Origin of the sequence: Arthrobacter sp. UNCCL28 (assembly GCF_900102805.1) — a bacterium.
In the GTDB taxonomy this organism is placed as follows: domain Bacteria; phylum Actinomycetota; class Actinomycetes; order Actinomycetales; family Micrococcaceae; genus Arthrobacter; species Arthrobacter nicotinovorans_A.
On record NZ_FMWE01000001.1, the window covers coordinates 21,459 to 35,737 of the forward strand.

12 protein-coding genes are annotated in these 14,279 nt (G+C 63.6%); 5 read left to right on the top strand and 7 right to left on the bottom strand.

The window, feature by feature from the left end; genetic code table 11:
* Nucleotides 1-8 precede the first annotated feature (8 nt).
* A complete protein-coding gene (locus tag BLQ01_RS00105) occupies nucleotides 9-920 on the top strand; it encodes an NUDIX hydrolase (protein WP_026541391.1) in 912 nt (303 codons plus the stop codon).
* Nucleotides 921-1,119: 199 nt separating this feature from the next.
* Here BLQ01_RS00105 and BLQ01_RS00110 read toward each other — a convergent pair whose 3' ends face one another.
* Nucleotides 1,120-1,797 carry a Crp/Fnr family transcriptional regulator gene (locus tag BLQ01_RS00110; RefSeq protein WP_011775987.1) on the bottom strand — a complete coding sequence of 226 codons (678 nt, stop codon included), beginning with the start codon at nucleotides 1,795-1,797 and terminating at the stop codon, nucleotides 1,120-1,122.
* Between the two features lie 246 nt (nucleotides 1,798-2,043).
* Here BLQ01_RS00110 and BLQ01_RS00115 point away from each other — a divergent pair, with 246 nt between their 5' ends.
* Together BLQ01_RS00115 and aroQ are read left to right on the top strand one after the other, a co-directional pair.
* Entirely contained in the window at nucleotides 2,044-3,228 is a 1,185-nt protein-coding gene (locus BLQ01_RS00115; protein ID WP_026541390.1) for a MarP family serine protease, read from the top strand.
* Nucleotides 3,229-3,322: 94 nt separating this feature from the next.
* A complete protein-coding gene (gene aroQ / locus BLQ01_RS00120) occupies nucleotides 3,323-3,787 on the top strand; it encodes a type II 3-dehydroquinate dehydratase (protein WP_091549676.1) in 465 nt (154 codons plus the stop codon).
* A 55-nt stretch (nucleotides 3,788-3,842) separates the two neighbouring features.
* On the opposite strand, the gene BLQ01_RS00125 is transcribed toward aroQ, so the two are convergent.
* From BLQ01_RS00125 to BLQ01_RS00140, 4 genes are all read right to left on the bottom strand, one after another.
* Nucleotides 3,843-6,032 (bottom strand): alpha-galactosidase, encoded by a 2,190-nt coding sequence (locus BLQ01_RS00125; RefSeq protein WP_091549677.1) that lies wholly within the window; start codon nucleotides 6,030-6,032, stop codon nucleotides 3,843-3,845.
* A 114-nt stretch (nucleotides 6,033-6,146) separates the two neighbouring features.
* On the bottom strand, nucleotides 6,147-7,493 hold the full coding sequence (locus BLQ01_RS00130; protein ID WP_026541387.1) for an ABC transporter substrate-binding protein: 1,347 nt from the start codon (nucleotides 7,491-7,493) through the stop codon (nucleotides 6,147-6,149).
* Nucleotides 7,494-7,560: 67 nt separating this feature from the next.
* On the bottom strand, nucleotides 7,561-8,487 hold the full coding sequence (locus BLQ01_RS00135; RefSeq protein ID WP_026541386.1) for a carbohydrate ABC transporter permease: 927 nt from the start codon (nucleotides 8,485-8,487) through the stop codon (nucleotides 7,561-7,563).
* A gap of 9 nt (nucleotides 8,488-8,496) precedes the next feature.
* Entirely contained in the window at nucleotides 8,497-9,318 is an 822-nt protein-coding gene (locus BLQ01_RS00140; RefSeq protein WP_081733348.1) for a carbohydrate ABC transporter permease, read from the bottom strand.
* Between the two features lie 368 nt (nucleotides 9,319-9,686).
* Here BLQ01_RS00140 and BLQ01_RS00145 point away from each other — a divergent pair, with 368 nt between their 5' ends.
* The gene (locus tag BLQ01_RS00145) at nucleotides 9,687-10,886 is read left to right on the top strand and encodes a Gfo/Idh/MocA family protein (protein WP_091549678.1); all 1,200 of its coding nucleotides are present in this window, start codon (nucleotides 9,687-9,689) and stop codon (nucleotides 10,884-10,886) included.
* A gap of 14 nt (nucleotides 10,887-10,900) precedes the next feature.
* Nucleotides 10,901-11,920, top strand: coding sequence for a LacI family DNA-binding transcriptional regulator (locus BLQ01_RS00150; RefSeq protein ID WP_026541383.1), 1,020 nt, complete (start codon nucleotides 10,901-10,903; stop codon nucleotides 11,918-11,920).
* A gap of 120 nt (nucleotides 11,921-12,040) precedes the next feature.
* On the opposite strand, the gene BLQ01_RS00155 is transcribed toward BLQ01_RS00150, so the two are convergent.
* Complete coding sequence (locus BLQ01_RS00155; RefSeq protein ID WP_254779073.1) at nucleotides 12,041-13,411, bottom strand: FtsX-like permease family protein; 1,371 nt, start codon at nucleotides 13,409-13,411, stop codon at nucleotides 12,041-12,043.
* Entirely contained in the window at nucleotides 13,404-14,213 is an 810-nt protein-coding gene (locus BLQ01_RS00160; RefSeq protein ID WP_026541381.1) for an ABC transporter ATP-binding protein, read from the bottom strand. The genes BLQ01_RS00155 and BLQ01_RS00160 overlap by 8 nt, the downstream gene beginning before the upstream one ends.
* Nucleotides 14,214-14,279: the final 66 nt, after the last annotated feature.

The window sequence follows — 14,279 nt, forward strand, 5'->3', positions numbered from 1 at the left end:
TCACCCAATTGCCGCAGCTTGCCCGCCGCCTGTTTGTACTGCCCCCCGAACTCGAAGGGGCAGCACGGAACTGGCTTGAGCTCGGCGAGCGGACCCCCAGGGCCGCCCGCTTCGCATCATCCGTTGTGCTCTTGCGCGACTCACCCACCGGCTTGGAAACCTGGCTTGGCTACAGGCCAGGTTCCTCGCCGCTGGGCGTTGTCGCCTTCCCTGGCGGTTCTCTGGATCCGTCCGACGACGACCCCGTAGGTTGGATTGGCCCCACCCCGCAGCAGTGGGCTGAGCACATGGGAACGGACGACGTCGGACTCGCCCGCCGTCACGTTGTGGGCGCTATACGTGAACTTTTTGAAGAAACCGGCGTGCTGCTCGCAGGTCCGGACGCATCTTCCACTGTTGAATCGAATTCCACGGTGGACTGGATGCGGGCACGGGAAGCAGTTGCCGCGCAGGAAAAATCCTTTACGGAGATGCTCTCCAAGCGCGGGCTTTCCCTCCGCACCGATCTCCTGAAGCCCCTGGTGAACTGGCTGAGCCCGGACTTCGCGCACACCCGCTTCAACACCCGCTACTTCGCTGCCACGGTTCCGGTGAACCAGCAGCCGAGCATCCTGGAAAGCAAGGGCGTGTGGGGCCGCTGGGTGACCGCGGCAGAGGCGATCGCGCTCCGCGACACTCCGGCGCTCGGCGACGAGATCGGCCAGGCGAATACTGTGGGCCTCACCCTCGGCCAACTCCTGGTTCCCGGCTCCGAAATCATGCTCGAGAAAATGTCGGCCGCCAACGGTTGCATCGCCTACCTGAGCTACAAGCGCAAAGCGCACGTGTACCAGGCCAAACTGGTGGACGAGGGCGGAATCCTGATGCTCGAGGTCGAAGCCGCCCGCACTATCGCCGGAGAGCCCCAGCGCGAGCGCTAGCCGCACGCTCTCTCACGTCCCCCGGGTTTGGGCCGGACGGTCTCTCATGTCTCCTGGGTTTGGGCCGGACGGTCTCTCACGTCTCCTGGGTGCGGGCCGCACCCTCTCTCATGTCCCCCGGGTTTGGGCTGCACCCTCTCTCAATGCCAACAAAAAAGCCGCCCCGGTGACAACCGGGGCGGCTTTTCTGATGTGATGCTTAGCGGGAACGCTGGCGAAGACGCTGCATATCCAGAATCACCACGGCGCGGGCTTCGAGGCGGAGCCACCCACGCTGAACGAATTCGGCAAGCGCCTTGTTTACGGTTTCGCGGGAAGCGCCCACCAGCTGGGCGAGTTCTTCCTGCGTGAGCTCGTGAGCCACCAGGACACCGTCGGTCGCCGGACGGCCGAAGCGATCAGCCAGGTCCAGCAGGGCCTTGGCAACGCGGCCGGGAACGTCGGAGAAGACGAGGTCGGACAAAGAGTCGTTGGTCCGACGCAGGCGGCGGGCCAGGGCCTGCAGCAGCTGCGCGGAAACCTCGGGACGGGTGCGGAGCAGTGCGTTGAGGCTCTCGTTCTTGAGGCCGGCCAGACGCGTCTCCGAAACGGCGGTGGCCGTGGCGGTACGCGGGCTGGGGTCGAACAATGCCATCTCGCCGAAGAGCTCGCCCGGGCCGAGGATGGCCAGCAGGGACTCGCGGCCATCGGGGGAGGTGCGGCCGAGCTTCACCTTGCCGGAAACGATGAAGTAGAGCTGGTCACCCTGGTCGCCTTCGCGGAACACCGAAGCTCCACGTGAAAGGTCCACCTCGGTGAGTTCGTCCGTCAGCAAGCGGAATGCGTCGTCGTCAAGGGTGGCGAAGAGGGGTGCGCGGCGCAATACCTCGATGTCCATGAAATCTCCTGAATATAAGTTTCGGTCGTGGCGCTCAGGCCATTGTTTCAGAATTTTTAGGCTTCTGTGACGTACTTGGCACGCGAAACGCTGAAACTACGCGGGTTTCAGCCATGGAACGCCCTAAATGAGGGCCTCGGAACAGGCTAAGAGCAGCATTCACAGGGCTGCCGTGGTGATGTGACTAACGGTTGGTTGTCAGGGTCCACAACTACAATTGGCGCTACGCGGCTATGAGGAGCATTGGTGTTTGGCTTGACGATATTGGATTTCGCATTGATCCTGATGCTCCTGTCCTACCTGATCTATGGCCTGCGCAACGGCTTTATGGTCACGTTGGGTGGAATTGCGGGATTCGTGGTCGGCGCCATCGCAGCGTTCATCGCCGTGCCGCTTGTGAGCGGGTGGGTGACGGACAGCGGTTGGAGGCTGACGGCCACGGTGGGTGCCGCCGTCGTGCTTATTGCTTTAGGTCATGGGCTTGGAACCATGATCGGACGCAAAATCCGCCACGCCGTGCGGATCAAGCCGCTGCATGCCGTTGACCGCTTGATCGGCGGCGTAGTGAGCGTAGTGGTGGCGGCGCTGGTCATGTCCATGTTGGCGTTCAGCATCAGTTCGCTTGGTGTGCCTTTTGTTTCCCAGCAACTGGCCGGTTCCCGGGTGATCCGCTACATCGACAACATCACTCCAACGCCCGTCAAGAGCACCATGGCACAGTTGCGTTCCACCGTGATCGGCGATGGTATTCCCAAGCTCATCGAGGGCATCGGCCCTGTGACTCCGGTGCCCGTTCCCAACGCCTCCACGGACACCCCGGCCCTTAACCAGGCCGCCGAGTCAGTGCTCAAAATCGCCGGCACAGCCTTTGAATGCGGCCAGAACCAGACCGGCTCCGGATTTGTCGTCGCGCCCGGGCGCGTCGTGACCAATGCCCACGTTGTGGCGGGCGTGTCGCAACCCGTGGTGGAAGTTCCCGACGGCGGTGCGTTGCCGGGTCGGGTGGTTTACTTCGACCCCCAGCGGGACATCGCAGTCCTGGCCGTGGATGGACTGCAGTCCAGTCCGCTGCCTATGAGTGCGGACCTGCCCGACGGCAGCCCTGCGGCTTTCGCGGGGTACCCGCACGGCGGTCCTTTCCAGTCCAAGCCGGCAACGGTGCAGGGGATCTCGACCATCATTGTCCCGGATATTTACGGCGCGAATCCTTCTCCCGAACAGGTCTACAAGTTGGCCGGTGATGTTCAACCGGGCAACTCGGGCGGTCCGTTGCTCACCATGCAGGGGGAGGTCGCCGGGCTCATTTTCGCTAAGACAACCACTGACGCCGCCCTGGGCTTCGCCCTCACCATGGCAGACCTGGAACCCGTGGCCGCGCAGGCTTCAGGCCTCAGCAACCCCGTTACACCGGGCCAGTGCACCCGTAAGTAACGGTTCTCCCGCATGGTGGGTGTTTTCGGGCCGGCACTGCTCACGGAGCGGGCACGGTTCCCGTGAGTTCCCAGGCCGCTATAGATTGGGAGCCATGACTGAAGCCACCCCCGCCACCGAAGCTGGTCGCGGCACCATCCTTGTGATCAATGGACCCAACCTCAACCTTTTGGGCACACGCGAGCCTGAGAAGTATGGAACGTCAACACTGGCCGACGTCGAGCAGCTCGCCATGTCGGCGGCCGCAGCCCATGGCTTCACCGTTGACTGCGTGCAATCAAACCATGAAGGCGACCTCCTGGACGCCATCCACGCAGCGCGAGGCACCGCCGTCGGAATTGTGATCAACGCCGGTGCCTACACGCATACATCAGTGGCACTCCGTGACGCCCTGGCCGCGGTGCAGCTTCCCGCCGTCGAAGTACACATCACCAACGTCCACCAGCGTGAAGAGTTCCGACACCACTCGTATTTGTCGGGTGTCTGTACTGCGATCATCGTTGGCGCGGGCGTACTTGGGTACAAGCTGGCCATCGACTATCTGGCGGACGCCGTCTAAAACGCAGGGGATGTGCGTGAGGGTTCCCGGGAAGCCCAGGGGATGTGAGTGAGCGTCAGAGGGCCGTGAACCGCAGCAGGATGGCGTGCTCCGGGTTCAGGACCGGCATCGGCAAGCCCACTTCGCCCAGGAAACGTCCCGTGGCTTCGGCCCCGGTCGCCAACCACGGCGCGGGCTTTGCCTCAGTGAAGGTGTGCCCGTAGTCGGCGTCACCGGGTGTCGGGAAAATCGCCTCCACCCGGTATGAACGGGAAGGAACCAGTCCCGGGATCGCCACCCGTCCGGTCAGCTCCCCAAAGCCTGTACGGGTCTTCACCACAGCGAAAAGTGCAGCAGTGGCACCAGCGGGTGTGCCGCCGTCGGCCCCTTCAGTATCGGCAACAACGCCGTGCACCATCAGCGACTCGTCCGGCACATCGGCCCGCACCATTCGTGCACTGTGGATCAGTCCGCGGTGTTCCTTGTACAGGCCGATGAAGCGTTTGAGTTCCTCGCGCTCCTCTCCGGTGACGCTGCGGACGTCCCACTCCATGCCAAAGTGCCCGAAAAGGGCAGTGACGGCGCGGAAGGAGAGGTCGTGGGTGCGGCCAGTGGTGTGCGACGTCGTGGGTCCAATGTGGCCGCCCACCAGCTCCGGCGGAACCACCAATCCGGTCCATCGCTGGATGGTCTGCCGTTCCAAAGCGTCGTTGCAGTCCGAGGCCCAGATACGGTCGGTCCGTTCCAGGATGCCGAGGTCCACACGCGCGCCACCGGAGGAGCAGCTTTCGATTTCCACCCCGGGATGGGCGGCCTTCAAGGCGTCGAAGAGCCGGTAGGCAGCCAGTGTTTGCTCGTGGACCGAAGCCCGGCCGGCATGTCCGTGTTCCAGGAGGTCCCGGTTCTGGTCCCACTTGAGGTAGCTGATGCTGTTCTCGCTCAGCAGCGCGTGGATGCGGTCGTAAATGTACTGCCACGCGTCCGGGTTCACGAGGTCGATCACATGCTGCTGCCGCCATCCCAAGGGCAGCCGGCCACCGTCCTTGTGGGAAATTGCCGAGGGCCCCACGATCCATTCGGGATGCGCCCTGGCGATGTCGGAGTCCAGGTTGACCATTTCCGGCTCCACCCAGAGACCGAACTCCATACCGCGGCTGGTCACGGCATCAATCAACGGCGTCAGCCCATCGGGCCAGAGGGTTTCGTCAACGTACCAGTCGCCCAACCCGGCGTGGTCGCCGCGGCGCCCGCGGAACCAGCCGTCGTCGAGCACGAAACGCTCAACGCCAAGCTCAGCCGCCGATTCCGCCAGCTCGATCAGGGTGTCCAGGTTGTGGTCGAAGTACACCGCTTCCCAGGTGTTGAGGACTACTGGGCGGGCCTTTCCGGAAGCTGCACCCACGTGGTGCGGACGTGAGCGGAACCAGGAGTAGAACGCTTCCGAGATCCCATCCAAACCACGGTCTGAGTAGGCGGCAAACAGTGCAGGCGTGGTGTAGCTCCCGCCCGGCTGAAGGATGACTTCGGCGGGTCCCAGCAGCTCTGAGCCGCCTACCATGGTGCGCCCATCGGCGACGCTGTCCGCAAATTGCTCGTGGTTGCCGCTCCAGGCAAGGTGCGTGGCCCACACCTTGCCGTGGCGGTTACCGAACCCGGCGGTCCCCGCAGCCAACAGGAGGGATGAGCCGTGTCCGGTACGTCCGTGGCGTCCGGTCCGGACCCAGGTTCCCTGTTGGATGGCCCGGCGCTGCGGGTGGCGTTCACGGCACCAGCGACCAGTCAGGTCCAAAAGTTCGACGGCGTCAGGCGCCACCGGGAGCATCGTCGCCAGCTCATCAATCTGGAAAGGGGAGGTGCCGTCGTTGGTGAGGGTGTGTCGCAGTTCGAGAAGCCCGCCCGGGTGCAAGGTGAGGTTGCTGGTCACGGTGATGCCGGCGTCGGGATCGGACTGAACCACGACGGCGGCAGTACCGTCCGCCGTCGCGCTCACCGTGCGAAGGCGGAGGGAGAAATCAAAGCCGGGTACGCCGTCGGTAATGCGGTGGCCACGCAGTCCGGGCCGTCCTTGCCAACTCGAGGAAGCCTGCGGCAGGAGCCCTGCGGGGACGTTGGCGTCGATGGCGGAAGGCGGAATTGGCTCGTTGAGAATGGCCAGGTCAGGCAGGGTCTCGCCCAGGTCGGCTCCCCAGTGGGTTATCTCAGCCTCTCCGCGGTGGGTGCTGATCACCAGGCTGGTACCTGCGGAACGGAGATGGAGCGGGTGCATGTATGAAGTCACTTTCAATCGGTGGGCTCTGGGCCGGTAAAGGGGCGCTGCGGGGCCCGCTCTGCGTGCTTTGCGATGAAGATAACGCGCAAAGCGGGCCCCACAACAGGGGTGTTACTTCGCGAAGAGCGCGTTGACCTGTTCGTTGGCTGCCGTCAGCGTACTGGCCGGGGCCTTGCCTGCGATCACAGCGTCAACTGCAGGCTTCATGATTCCGGCAACCTTGGCGGCGTTGTCGGTGATCGGGAGCATGAAGGTGGTCTTGTCCTTCACATGCTGGGTGAAGGCACTGACGTCCACGTTCTTGGCCTTGAAGGCTTCTGCTGCCTTCTCGGAGGAGGTGGTGATGGCCGGGAACACCACGGCCTTGGAAGCTACGACGTCCTGGCAGGCTGCGGAGCCGAGGTATTCGACCCACTTGATGGCAGCGTCCTTCTTCTTGGTGCCGGCCCACACTGAGTCGGCCAATCCGTTGAACATGGAGGCGCGTTTGCCTTCGGGGCCCTGGGGAGTGGGGGCGATGCCGACGTCGATGCCCTTGTAGCCGGTGTACTGGCCGATCATCCAGGAACCGTTGCTGTTGATGGCGGCCTTCCCTGCACCGAAGCTATCGGCGGCGTTGGCGCCAACGGTGGTTTCAAGCTTGGGCATGTAGCCCTTCGCGGCGAGTGAGGCCCACCAGTCGATGGTGTCCTGGAGCTTCTTGTCGTCGTAGTTGAAGTGGGTACCCCACGGGTTCTTGTCTGTGGTGGTCCAGCCCGTGGTGGCGGACAGGTAGCTCCACTGCGTCTGGCCGGCGTTCTCGGCGTCGGAGCCCGGCAGCCCCAGCCCATAGACGGCAACGTTGTCCTTGTCGAAGCCTGCTTCGTCGCCCCGTTTGCCGTTCTTGTCCACTGTGAGCCGGGCGATTGCTTTCTCGTACGTTCCGCCGTCCTGCGGGTTCCAGGTCAGCGAGCCCATCTGTTCAGGGGTGATGCCGGCGTCGGTGGCCATCTTCTGGTTGTAGAACAGGGCAACGGTGTCCCAGTCTTTGGGCAGTCCGTAGCGCTTTCCATCCTGGCCCACCCAGAGGTCGGCAAGGCCTTCGTTGTACTGGGAAACGTCTACGTTGTCCTGCTTTATGGAGTCGTCAAGGGCCACCAGCTGCTTGGTCTTGAGGAAGTCCGGGTACTTGGAAAGGTGGTCCGTGAAGACGTCCGGTGCGGTGCCGGAGGCCATGCCGTTGGTGAGCTTGGACCAGTAGTCGTCCCAACCGGTCTGGGTGATCTTGACAGTGATGTCCGGGTTGGCCTTGGTGAAATCGGTGGCGCACTGCTGGTAGGCAGGGAGCTGGTTGGCATCCCAGAGCCAGTAGTTGATCTCGCCCTTGGCAGCTTCTGCCCCGGAGGCTCCGCCCGAGCAGGCGGACAGTGCGAGGACAGCGGCTGCGGCGACGGCGCCCAGTGCCTTCTTGTTCATCATGGTTGGTCCTTTCAGGACGGGTGGGGGTGCGTGCCGGCACATGCCGGGTTCCGCGGGAGGGAGGAGATTATTTGGTGCCGTTGAAGCCGATGGAGTTGACGATTCGTTTGCCGAAGATGGCGAAGAGGATCAGCACGGGCGTGGCGGAGACAAGTGTCGCGGCCATGAGCCCGGACCAGTCCGGCGCGCCCTGCGGGGACTGGGATTTGAAGACTCCCAGACCCACGGTCAGTACCCGGGACTCCTCGGAGGTACCTACCAGCAGTGGCCAGAAGTATTCGTTCCACTGACCCATGAAGGTCAGCAGCGCGAGGGTCGCGATCGGGGCAGCTGCGTTGGGCATGATGATCTGGAAGAAGATCCGCCAGTGCTTGGCGCCGTCCAGCATTGCAGCTTCTTCGACTTCCCTGGACATGTTCAGGAAGAACTGGCGCATGAAGAAGATCGCGAATGGGGTCATGAACAGGTAGGGCAGCACGAGCCCCAGCATGGAATTGAGCAGGCCCAGGTTCTTGATGAGCAGGAAGTTGGGCAGGGCCGTGAAGATCGGCGGGACGAGCATGGTGGCAAGGAACAGGGAGAAGACTGCGTCGCGGCCTTTCCACCGCAGCCGGGAGAACGCGTAGGCGGCCATCGAGCTGAAGAACACCGCACAGGCTGTGGTGATGCCGGAGAAGAGCAGCGAGTTCCACAGGTACTGCCAGAAATTGATCGAAGCGCCCGAGCCGCCTTCGGCGATGGCTTCGGAGGCACTTTGGAGGCCGAAGACACGCTTGAACGCGCCCAGGTTGAAGTCGGCCGGCAACAGGTTGGCGGAGTTCGCGGCGAGGGAGCCGTTGGAGGACAGCGCGGTGCGCAGCACCCAGTAGAAGGGCAGGATGCTCACGGCTACGGCCAGGGCGAGGAGGGTCAGGGCGATGGCACGTCGCCAGTTGAAGGGCCGGCTGAATGCTCGACGGCGGCTGCCGGACTTGGGCGATGCAAGAGTGGTCATGGCGTGTCCTTAGTCCAGGTCCGACTGGTTGCCGCGGAGGAATTTCATCTGGATGAAAGCGACGATTGCGAGGATGAGGAAGAGGATGACGGCCAGGGCGGATCCGTAGCCGAAGTCCTGCTCGTTGAAGGCGCGCTGGTAGATGTAGAACTGGAGCACCCGGGTGGCGTTGACGGGTCCGCCGGCCGTGGTGACGGCAACGGTGTCGAAGACCTGGAAGGAGCCGATGACGGTCACTACGAGGACCAGTACCAGGACCGGCCGCAACAGTGGCAACGTGATCCGCCAGAAAGTGCTCACCGCCCTGGAGCCGTCGATGCTGGCGGCCTCGTAGACGCTGTTTGGGATGGCCTGGAGTCCGGCGAAGATCAGGAGGGCTGTGTAGCCCATGTGCCGCCACGTGTTGATCAGTGCCTGGGTGGGGATGGCCCATTGCTCACTGCCGAAGAAGGCCACCCGCGGAAGCCCGGTCCATTCGATGATCTGGTTGATGATGCCGATCTGGTAGTCAAGCATCCAAAACCAAAGCAGGGCCGCGATGACGTTTGCCATCAGATAGGGCATCAGGAGCGCGCCGCGGATGAGGGTCGACTTTGCCACGCGATGCATCAGGATGGCAAGGCCCAGGGCCAAGGCCGTTTGGAGGACGATGTTGATCACTACGTATTCAGAAGTGACGCCCAAGGCATTCCAGAACAGCGGGTCCTTGGCTATGCGTTCGTAGTTCCGCGTACCGATCCATTCGGGGTCGCCGAGGATGCTGTACTCGGTGAAGCTGAGGTAGATGCCCCTGATGGTCGGGACGAGGTAGAAGAGGATCAAGCCCACCATCGCCGGTGCGATGAAGAAGAGGGCTACCTTCAGGTCACCGATGCCGCGGAACCCATCGGACGGTTTTCCCCGCTTCCGTGGGTTTCCAGGTTTTCCTGGTTTCCCGGCCGCGCCGGTGGTAGGCCCCGGATCCGGTTGTTTGGTAATCGTGGTCATCATCGACCCTTTCCTGACTGTGATGTGCGTAACAACTGGTGGTGAATCTACACGAGTAGATCTGAGCATGGCAAGAGCTGGCGCAAATTTTTGGGGAAAAATGTTCACAAATGTTGTTTCAGTTGACTCGAGTAGATTGCGATGCGAGACTCGACGGGAAATCAGGGAAGTACACGCGGAGGCTGCTTCAACGGCCCCAGGAAAGGTAAACAATGACGTTTTCGATCGGTGTTGTGGGTGTAGGGCAGTTCGGTAGCCAGTTCGCCCATTTGTTCAAGCTCCACCCGGGCGTCAGTGCCGTGTATGCGGTGGATGAACTCCCCGAACGGGCAACTGCGGCGCAGGAGCGTTGGGGACTGGATGGAGTGATGGGCAGCTTCGAGGAACTGTTGGAGTCCGACGTCGATGCTGTCGCCATCTTCACGCAGCGGTGGACCCACGGCCCCTTGGTGGAGCGCGCCCTCAGGGCCGGCAAGCACGTCTATTCAGCAGTGCCCATGGCCATTTCCGAAGAGGAGATAGCACGGATCATCGAGGCCGTCCGGGAGACCAAACTGGTCTACGCCATGGGAGAGACCAGCTACTACAACCCCGCTACGGTCTTCGCCCGGCAGCAGCACGCGGCAGGCAAGTTCGGCCGTATCTTCTACACGGAGGGCGATTACGTCCATGACATGGACCTCGGCTTCTATGAGGCTTATCAGTACAGCGGCGGAGAGCGGTGGAAGGAAACCGCCAGCTACCCGCCCATGCTCTACCCGACACATGCCATTGGTGGCGTCCTCGGCGCCGTACCTGGCCACGCCGTCAGCGTCAGCTGCATCGGGGTGAAGGACCAGCGCGGCGATGGTGTCTTCGATAAGGACGTGAGCATGTTCGCCAACGACTTCTCCAACGCCACGGCGTTGTTCGAAATGAACGACGGCGGTGCGATGCGCACCAACGAGATGCGCCGCGTGGGGTACCCATCGCATATCCGTGAGTCCCGCTTCCGGTTCTTCGGCACCGAGGCAAGCTTCGAACAACTTGCCACCACCACGGTGTGGCAGGACAAGTCCACGGTGGAAGACGTCTCCGAGCAGGTGGAAACCAAACCCACCATGTCCCTGGATGACCCCTCCCTGGCAGACGTTGCGCCGGAGTTGAGGGATGCCTTCATTTCGGGGTTGGCTCCGGTGCATGACCAGTCCAGGCTCCCGCAGGAGTTCCTGGGCGCACCCAACGGACACGAGGGCAGCCATCAGTTCCTGGTGGACGACTTTGTGACAGCCGTGAACAACCGGTCCCTTCCCCCGGTGAACGCGTGGGTGGCTGCCCGGTTCACCCTCCCGGGCATCATCGCCCACGAGTCCGCGCTGCGTGGCGGGGAGCGCCTGCCCATCCGCGACTTCGGTGATGCCCCCGTGGAGTAGCTAGCATTTACCTCATGACACCTTCGGCGGTACAAACCTCGCGCGGCCCGGTTACACGCAAAGACGTGGCCCGGTACGCCGGGGTGAGTACCGCCGTCGTCAGTTATGTGGTGAACGGTGGCCCCAAGAATGTGGCCCCGGCAACGGAAGCCAAGGTGCGCGAGGCCATCCGCGTCCTTGGGTACCGGCCCAACGCTGCCGCCCGGGCACTGAAGCTGGGATCCAGCGAAACCATCGGCGTGGTGGTTCCGGATAACACCAACCCGTTCTTCACCCACTTGGCCCATGCCGTGGAAGATGCTGCGGCGGAACTGGGCTTCGGCATGGTGCTTACCAACTCGGACGGAAGCCTGACGCGCGAACGCAAGAATATCCGCACCTTGGCTGCCCGGCAGGTGGACGGTGTGTTCCTTGCCAGTTGCGTGTTCGATCCCGACGTCTCCGAACTCGAAGCCTCCGAGATCCCCGCGGTGTTGCTGAACAACGCGGGCTCACCCCCTGGGTTCAACAGCGTGGGTGTTGACCTGCAAGCTGGGGCCAGGGCCGCCGTGGAGCACCTGATCGGCCACGGCCACACAAACATTGGCCTGGCGATCGGCACCAATACCGGCAACCAATTGGACGGGCGCGAGGTGGGTTGGCTGGCGACCCTGCGTGAGGCAGGACTGCCTGACGGGCCCATGCTGCATGGTCCCTTCAGCCGACCGGGCGGGTATGAGGTGGGCAAGAGGTTCCTCTCCATGGCCAACCGCCCCACAGCGATCTTCGCCAGCAACGACATGCAGGCAATCGGTATCCTCAGGGCACTTCACGAGGCCGGCGTGCGGGTGCCCGAGGACCTTGCGCTGGTGTCCTTCGACGGCTCCCTGGATTCCGAGTACAGCTGGCCCGCGCTCACTACTGTGGCCCAGCCCGTCAAGGCCATGGCCCAAGCTGCCGTGCAGGCCCTGGTTGGCAAGAGCCGCGGGGACGAGCTGCAGCACCATATCCTGCCCACCGAGCTGATCATCCGGCAGTCCTGCGGCTGCAAATAACCCCGCGAGGTGGCACTTAGTGACAATGTTGTGCGGGCGCCAACACTGTCCTTAAGTGCCACCTCGCGGGGCTTTTGGGGGAGGGGGCTCCAAAGGGGATTACGACGGCGGCTGGTCGGGTCAGGAGTCCATGCTCGCGTAGCGCTCCGGGCGGGCCAGCACCTGGTTGATCTGAGCCGTTCCCGCCGCGACGGCCAGCCGCACCAGCAGGAAACCCGCCACAAATACGCCGCCAATGGTCAGAAGCACCACGGGCTGGGTCAACAACACCATGCCCGTCAGCGGCAGGACCAAGGCGGCCGCAGCGGCTGCGGAAAGGCCGGCCACCAGGAACAGCGGGGACATCACAGCCTTCACCCGCGAGGCCACCATGAGCTTGCGCGGCATACCCACCCGGTCCAGAGCCACCAGGGTGGACGCCCGGTCCAGCACCGAAGCCGCCTGGTTGACGCCCGCTGAGCAGGCCACCATCAGGAACGAGCCCAGAAGTGTGATCATCACGCCTGTGTTGATATCGCGCACCAACAGCGCGGCCTCGTTGTCCGCTCCGGAGCCCATGGTGTCTGCCACGGCCATGCCCACACCCACAAAAACGCCCACAAAGCTGGTCATCGCGACGCCCCCAACTTGACGCCACGATTCCTTGGGACTCTCCAGGACGGTCCGGGCGGCCAGCAGTTGTTCCGGGCGCTTGGCCCGTTTGAGCTGCGAGGACGCCCGCAACCTAAGGACCCAGGGACCCATCAGGTTCAACGCCAGCAATGCCAGCCCAAAGCAGCCACCCATGACGGCCACGATCACGATGAACCCGCCAAAGCTGCTGAGCATACCCATCGCCACCACTCCCACAACCACCACAACAGCCGCGATGAGTCCGCGAACCCAATGGACGCCGTCGGCCGATTGCCGTGTCCTGACTCCCAACGGCGTCACCACCACTTTGCGAAGTCCCAAGGCGGCACTTGCTGCGGCCAGCACGCAGACGGCGGCAATGCAGCCCAGGATGGACGGTACAGACAGCCACGCATGGCCGGCAATCGCCTGGCCCCGGAACTGGATCAAACCCAGGAACGGTGCCGCGCAGGCGTACAGTCCCGCGCCCGCGAGTGCGCCAACAGCCGCGAGCACGGTGGACTCGATGACAGTCATCCAGACCACAGTGGCGCTGTCCGCACCCAGCAAACGCAGGGACGCCAAGCGGTCATCACGACGGCGGGCGGCGAGTCGGGCGGCGGAGGCCCCCAGCGTCAGGAGCGGGATGATGAGCAAGACCATCGCGACGACGGCCAACGCCTGGTAGGTACCTGCGATGTCGTCGGACCAGGACCAGAAAACCTGTGAACCACCGGCCACGGTCAGCAGGAGGGCGGTGACCGTGCCGAAGGCCAGAACGGGAAGTCCGGCATCGCGCAGGCCCGTTTCGCGCAGGCTGCTGCCGCTGCTTCGCGCCAGGTAAGGGGTGAGCCGGAGGGCCATGGAGAGACTAGACATTGAAGGCACCCTTGAAGTTGGTGGCCTGGGTGTTGGTGGCCTGGGTATTCAGCGTGGCCTGGGTATTCACAGGTGCCGGGATTTTCGCCGGCTGGACAGGGGCCGACGGCGGAACGGGTCCGCCACTGTCCGCCACGATCCTGCCGTCACGCAGCTCCACCACCCGTTGACACCGGGCTGCGACGTTGGGATCGTGGGTGACCACCAGCAGTGTCCGTCCGTTGGCGGCCACGGAGCGCAGCAAAACGTCCAGGACTTCGGTGGACGTGGCCGAGTCCAACGCGCCCGTGGGTTCGTCCGCGAAGACAACCCGGGCACCGGTTACCTGGGCCCTCGCGATCGCCACCCGCTGGACCTGCCCACCTGACAACTCTCCCAAGCGGCGCTGCTCCATGCCGGCAAGGCCCAAGGCGCCAAGCCATTCGGCGGCCCGGGACTCGGACGACGCCCGGTCAGTCCCGTTGAGCATCAGGGCCAGCGCAACGTTCTCCACGGCAGTCAATTCCGGCAGGAGCATGCCTTGCTGGAACACGAATCCGAACTCTTCCCGGCGCAGGCGGGACAACGCCGCGTCTCCCAAAGTATCCAGGCGCAAAGGCGCCGATGGCGTGTGCAAGGTGATGGAACCGGCGTCGGGCCTCAAAATACCGGCAAGGCAGTGCAACAAGGTGGTCTTGCCCGAGCCGGAGGGCCCGATGATCGCGATGGACTCCCCGGCGTTCGCCGTGAAGTCAACCTGGTCCAAGGCAATGCTGCCGGGGTAGTGCTTGGTGAGTTGCTGGGCGTGGAGTATGGCGTTCATATATCCAGCATCGCCGTCTGCCCCGGCCGGCCGCGTCAGTCCCGCGGCTGAACTCTGCCGCCCGGC

Bases quoted from the DNA above. Each gene is read 5' to 3' on its own strand.
- BLQ01_RS00110 (WP_011775987.1), bottom strand. From the start codon at position 1,797: ATGGACATCGAGGTATTGCGCCGCGCACCCCTCTTCGCCACCCTTGAC.
- aroQ (WP_091549676.1), top strand. From the start codon at position 3,323: ATGACTGAAGCCACCCCCGCCACCGAAGCTGGTCGCGGCACCATCCTT.
- BLQ01_RS00125 (WP_091549677.1), bottom strand. From the start codon at position 6,032: ATGCACCCGCTCCATCTCCGTTCCGCAGGTACCAGCCTGGTGATCAGC.
- BLQ01_RS00130 (WP_026541387.1), bottom strand. From the start codon at position 7,493: ATGATGAACAAGAAGGCACTGGGCGCCGTCGCCGCAGCCGCTGTCCTC.
- BLQ01_RS00135 (WP_026541386.1), bottom strand. From the start codon at position 8,487: ATGACCACTCTTGCATCGCCCAAGTCCGGCAGCCGCCGTCGAGCATTC.
- BLQ01_RS00140 (WP_081733348.1), bottom strand. From the start codon at position 9,318: ATGGTGGGCTTGATCCTCTTCTACCTCGTCCCGACCATCAGGGGCATC.
- BLQ01_RS00145 (WP_091549678.1), top strand. From the start codon at position 9,687: ATGACGTTTTCGATCGGTGTTGTGGGTGTAGGGCAGTTCGGTAGCCAG.
- BLQ01_RS00150 (WP_026541383.1), top strand. From the start codon at position 10,901: ATGACACCTTCGGCGGTACAAACCTCGCGCGGCCCGGTTACACGCAAA.
- BLQ01_RS00155 (WP_254779073.1), bottom strand. From the start codon at position 13,411: ATGTCTAGTCTCTCCATGGCCCTCCGGCTCACCCCTTACCTGGCGCGA.
- BLQ01_RS00160 (WP_026541381.1), bottom strand. From the start codon at position 14,213: ATGAACGCCATACTCCACGCCCAGCAACTCACCAAGCACTACCCCGGC.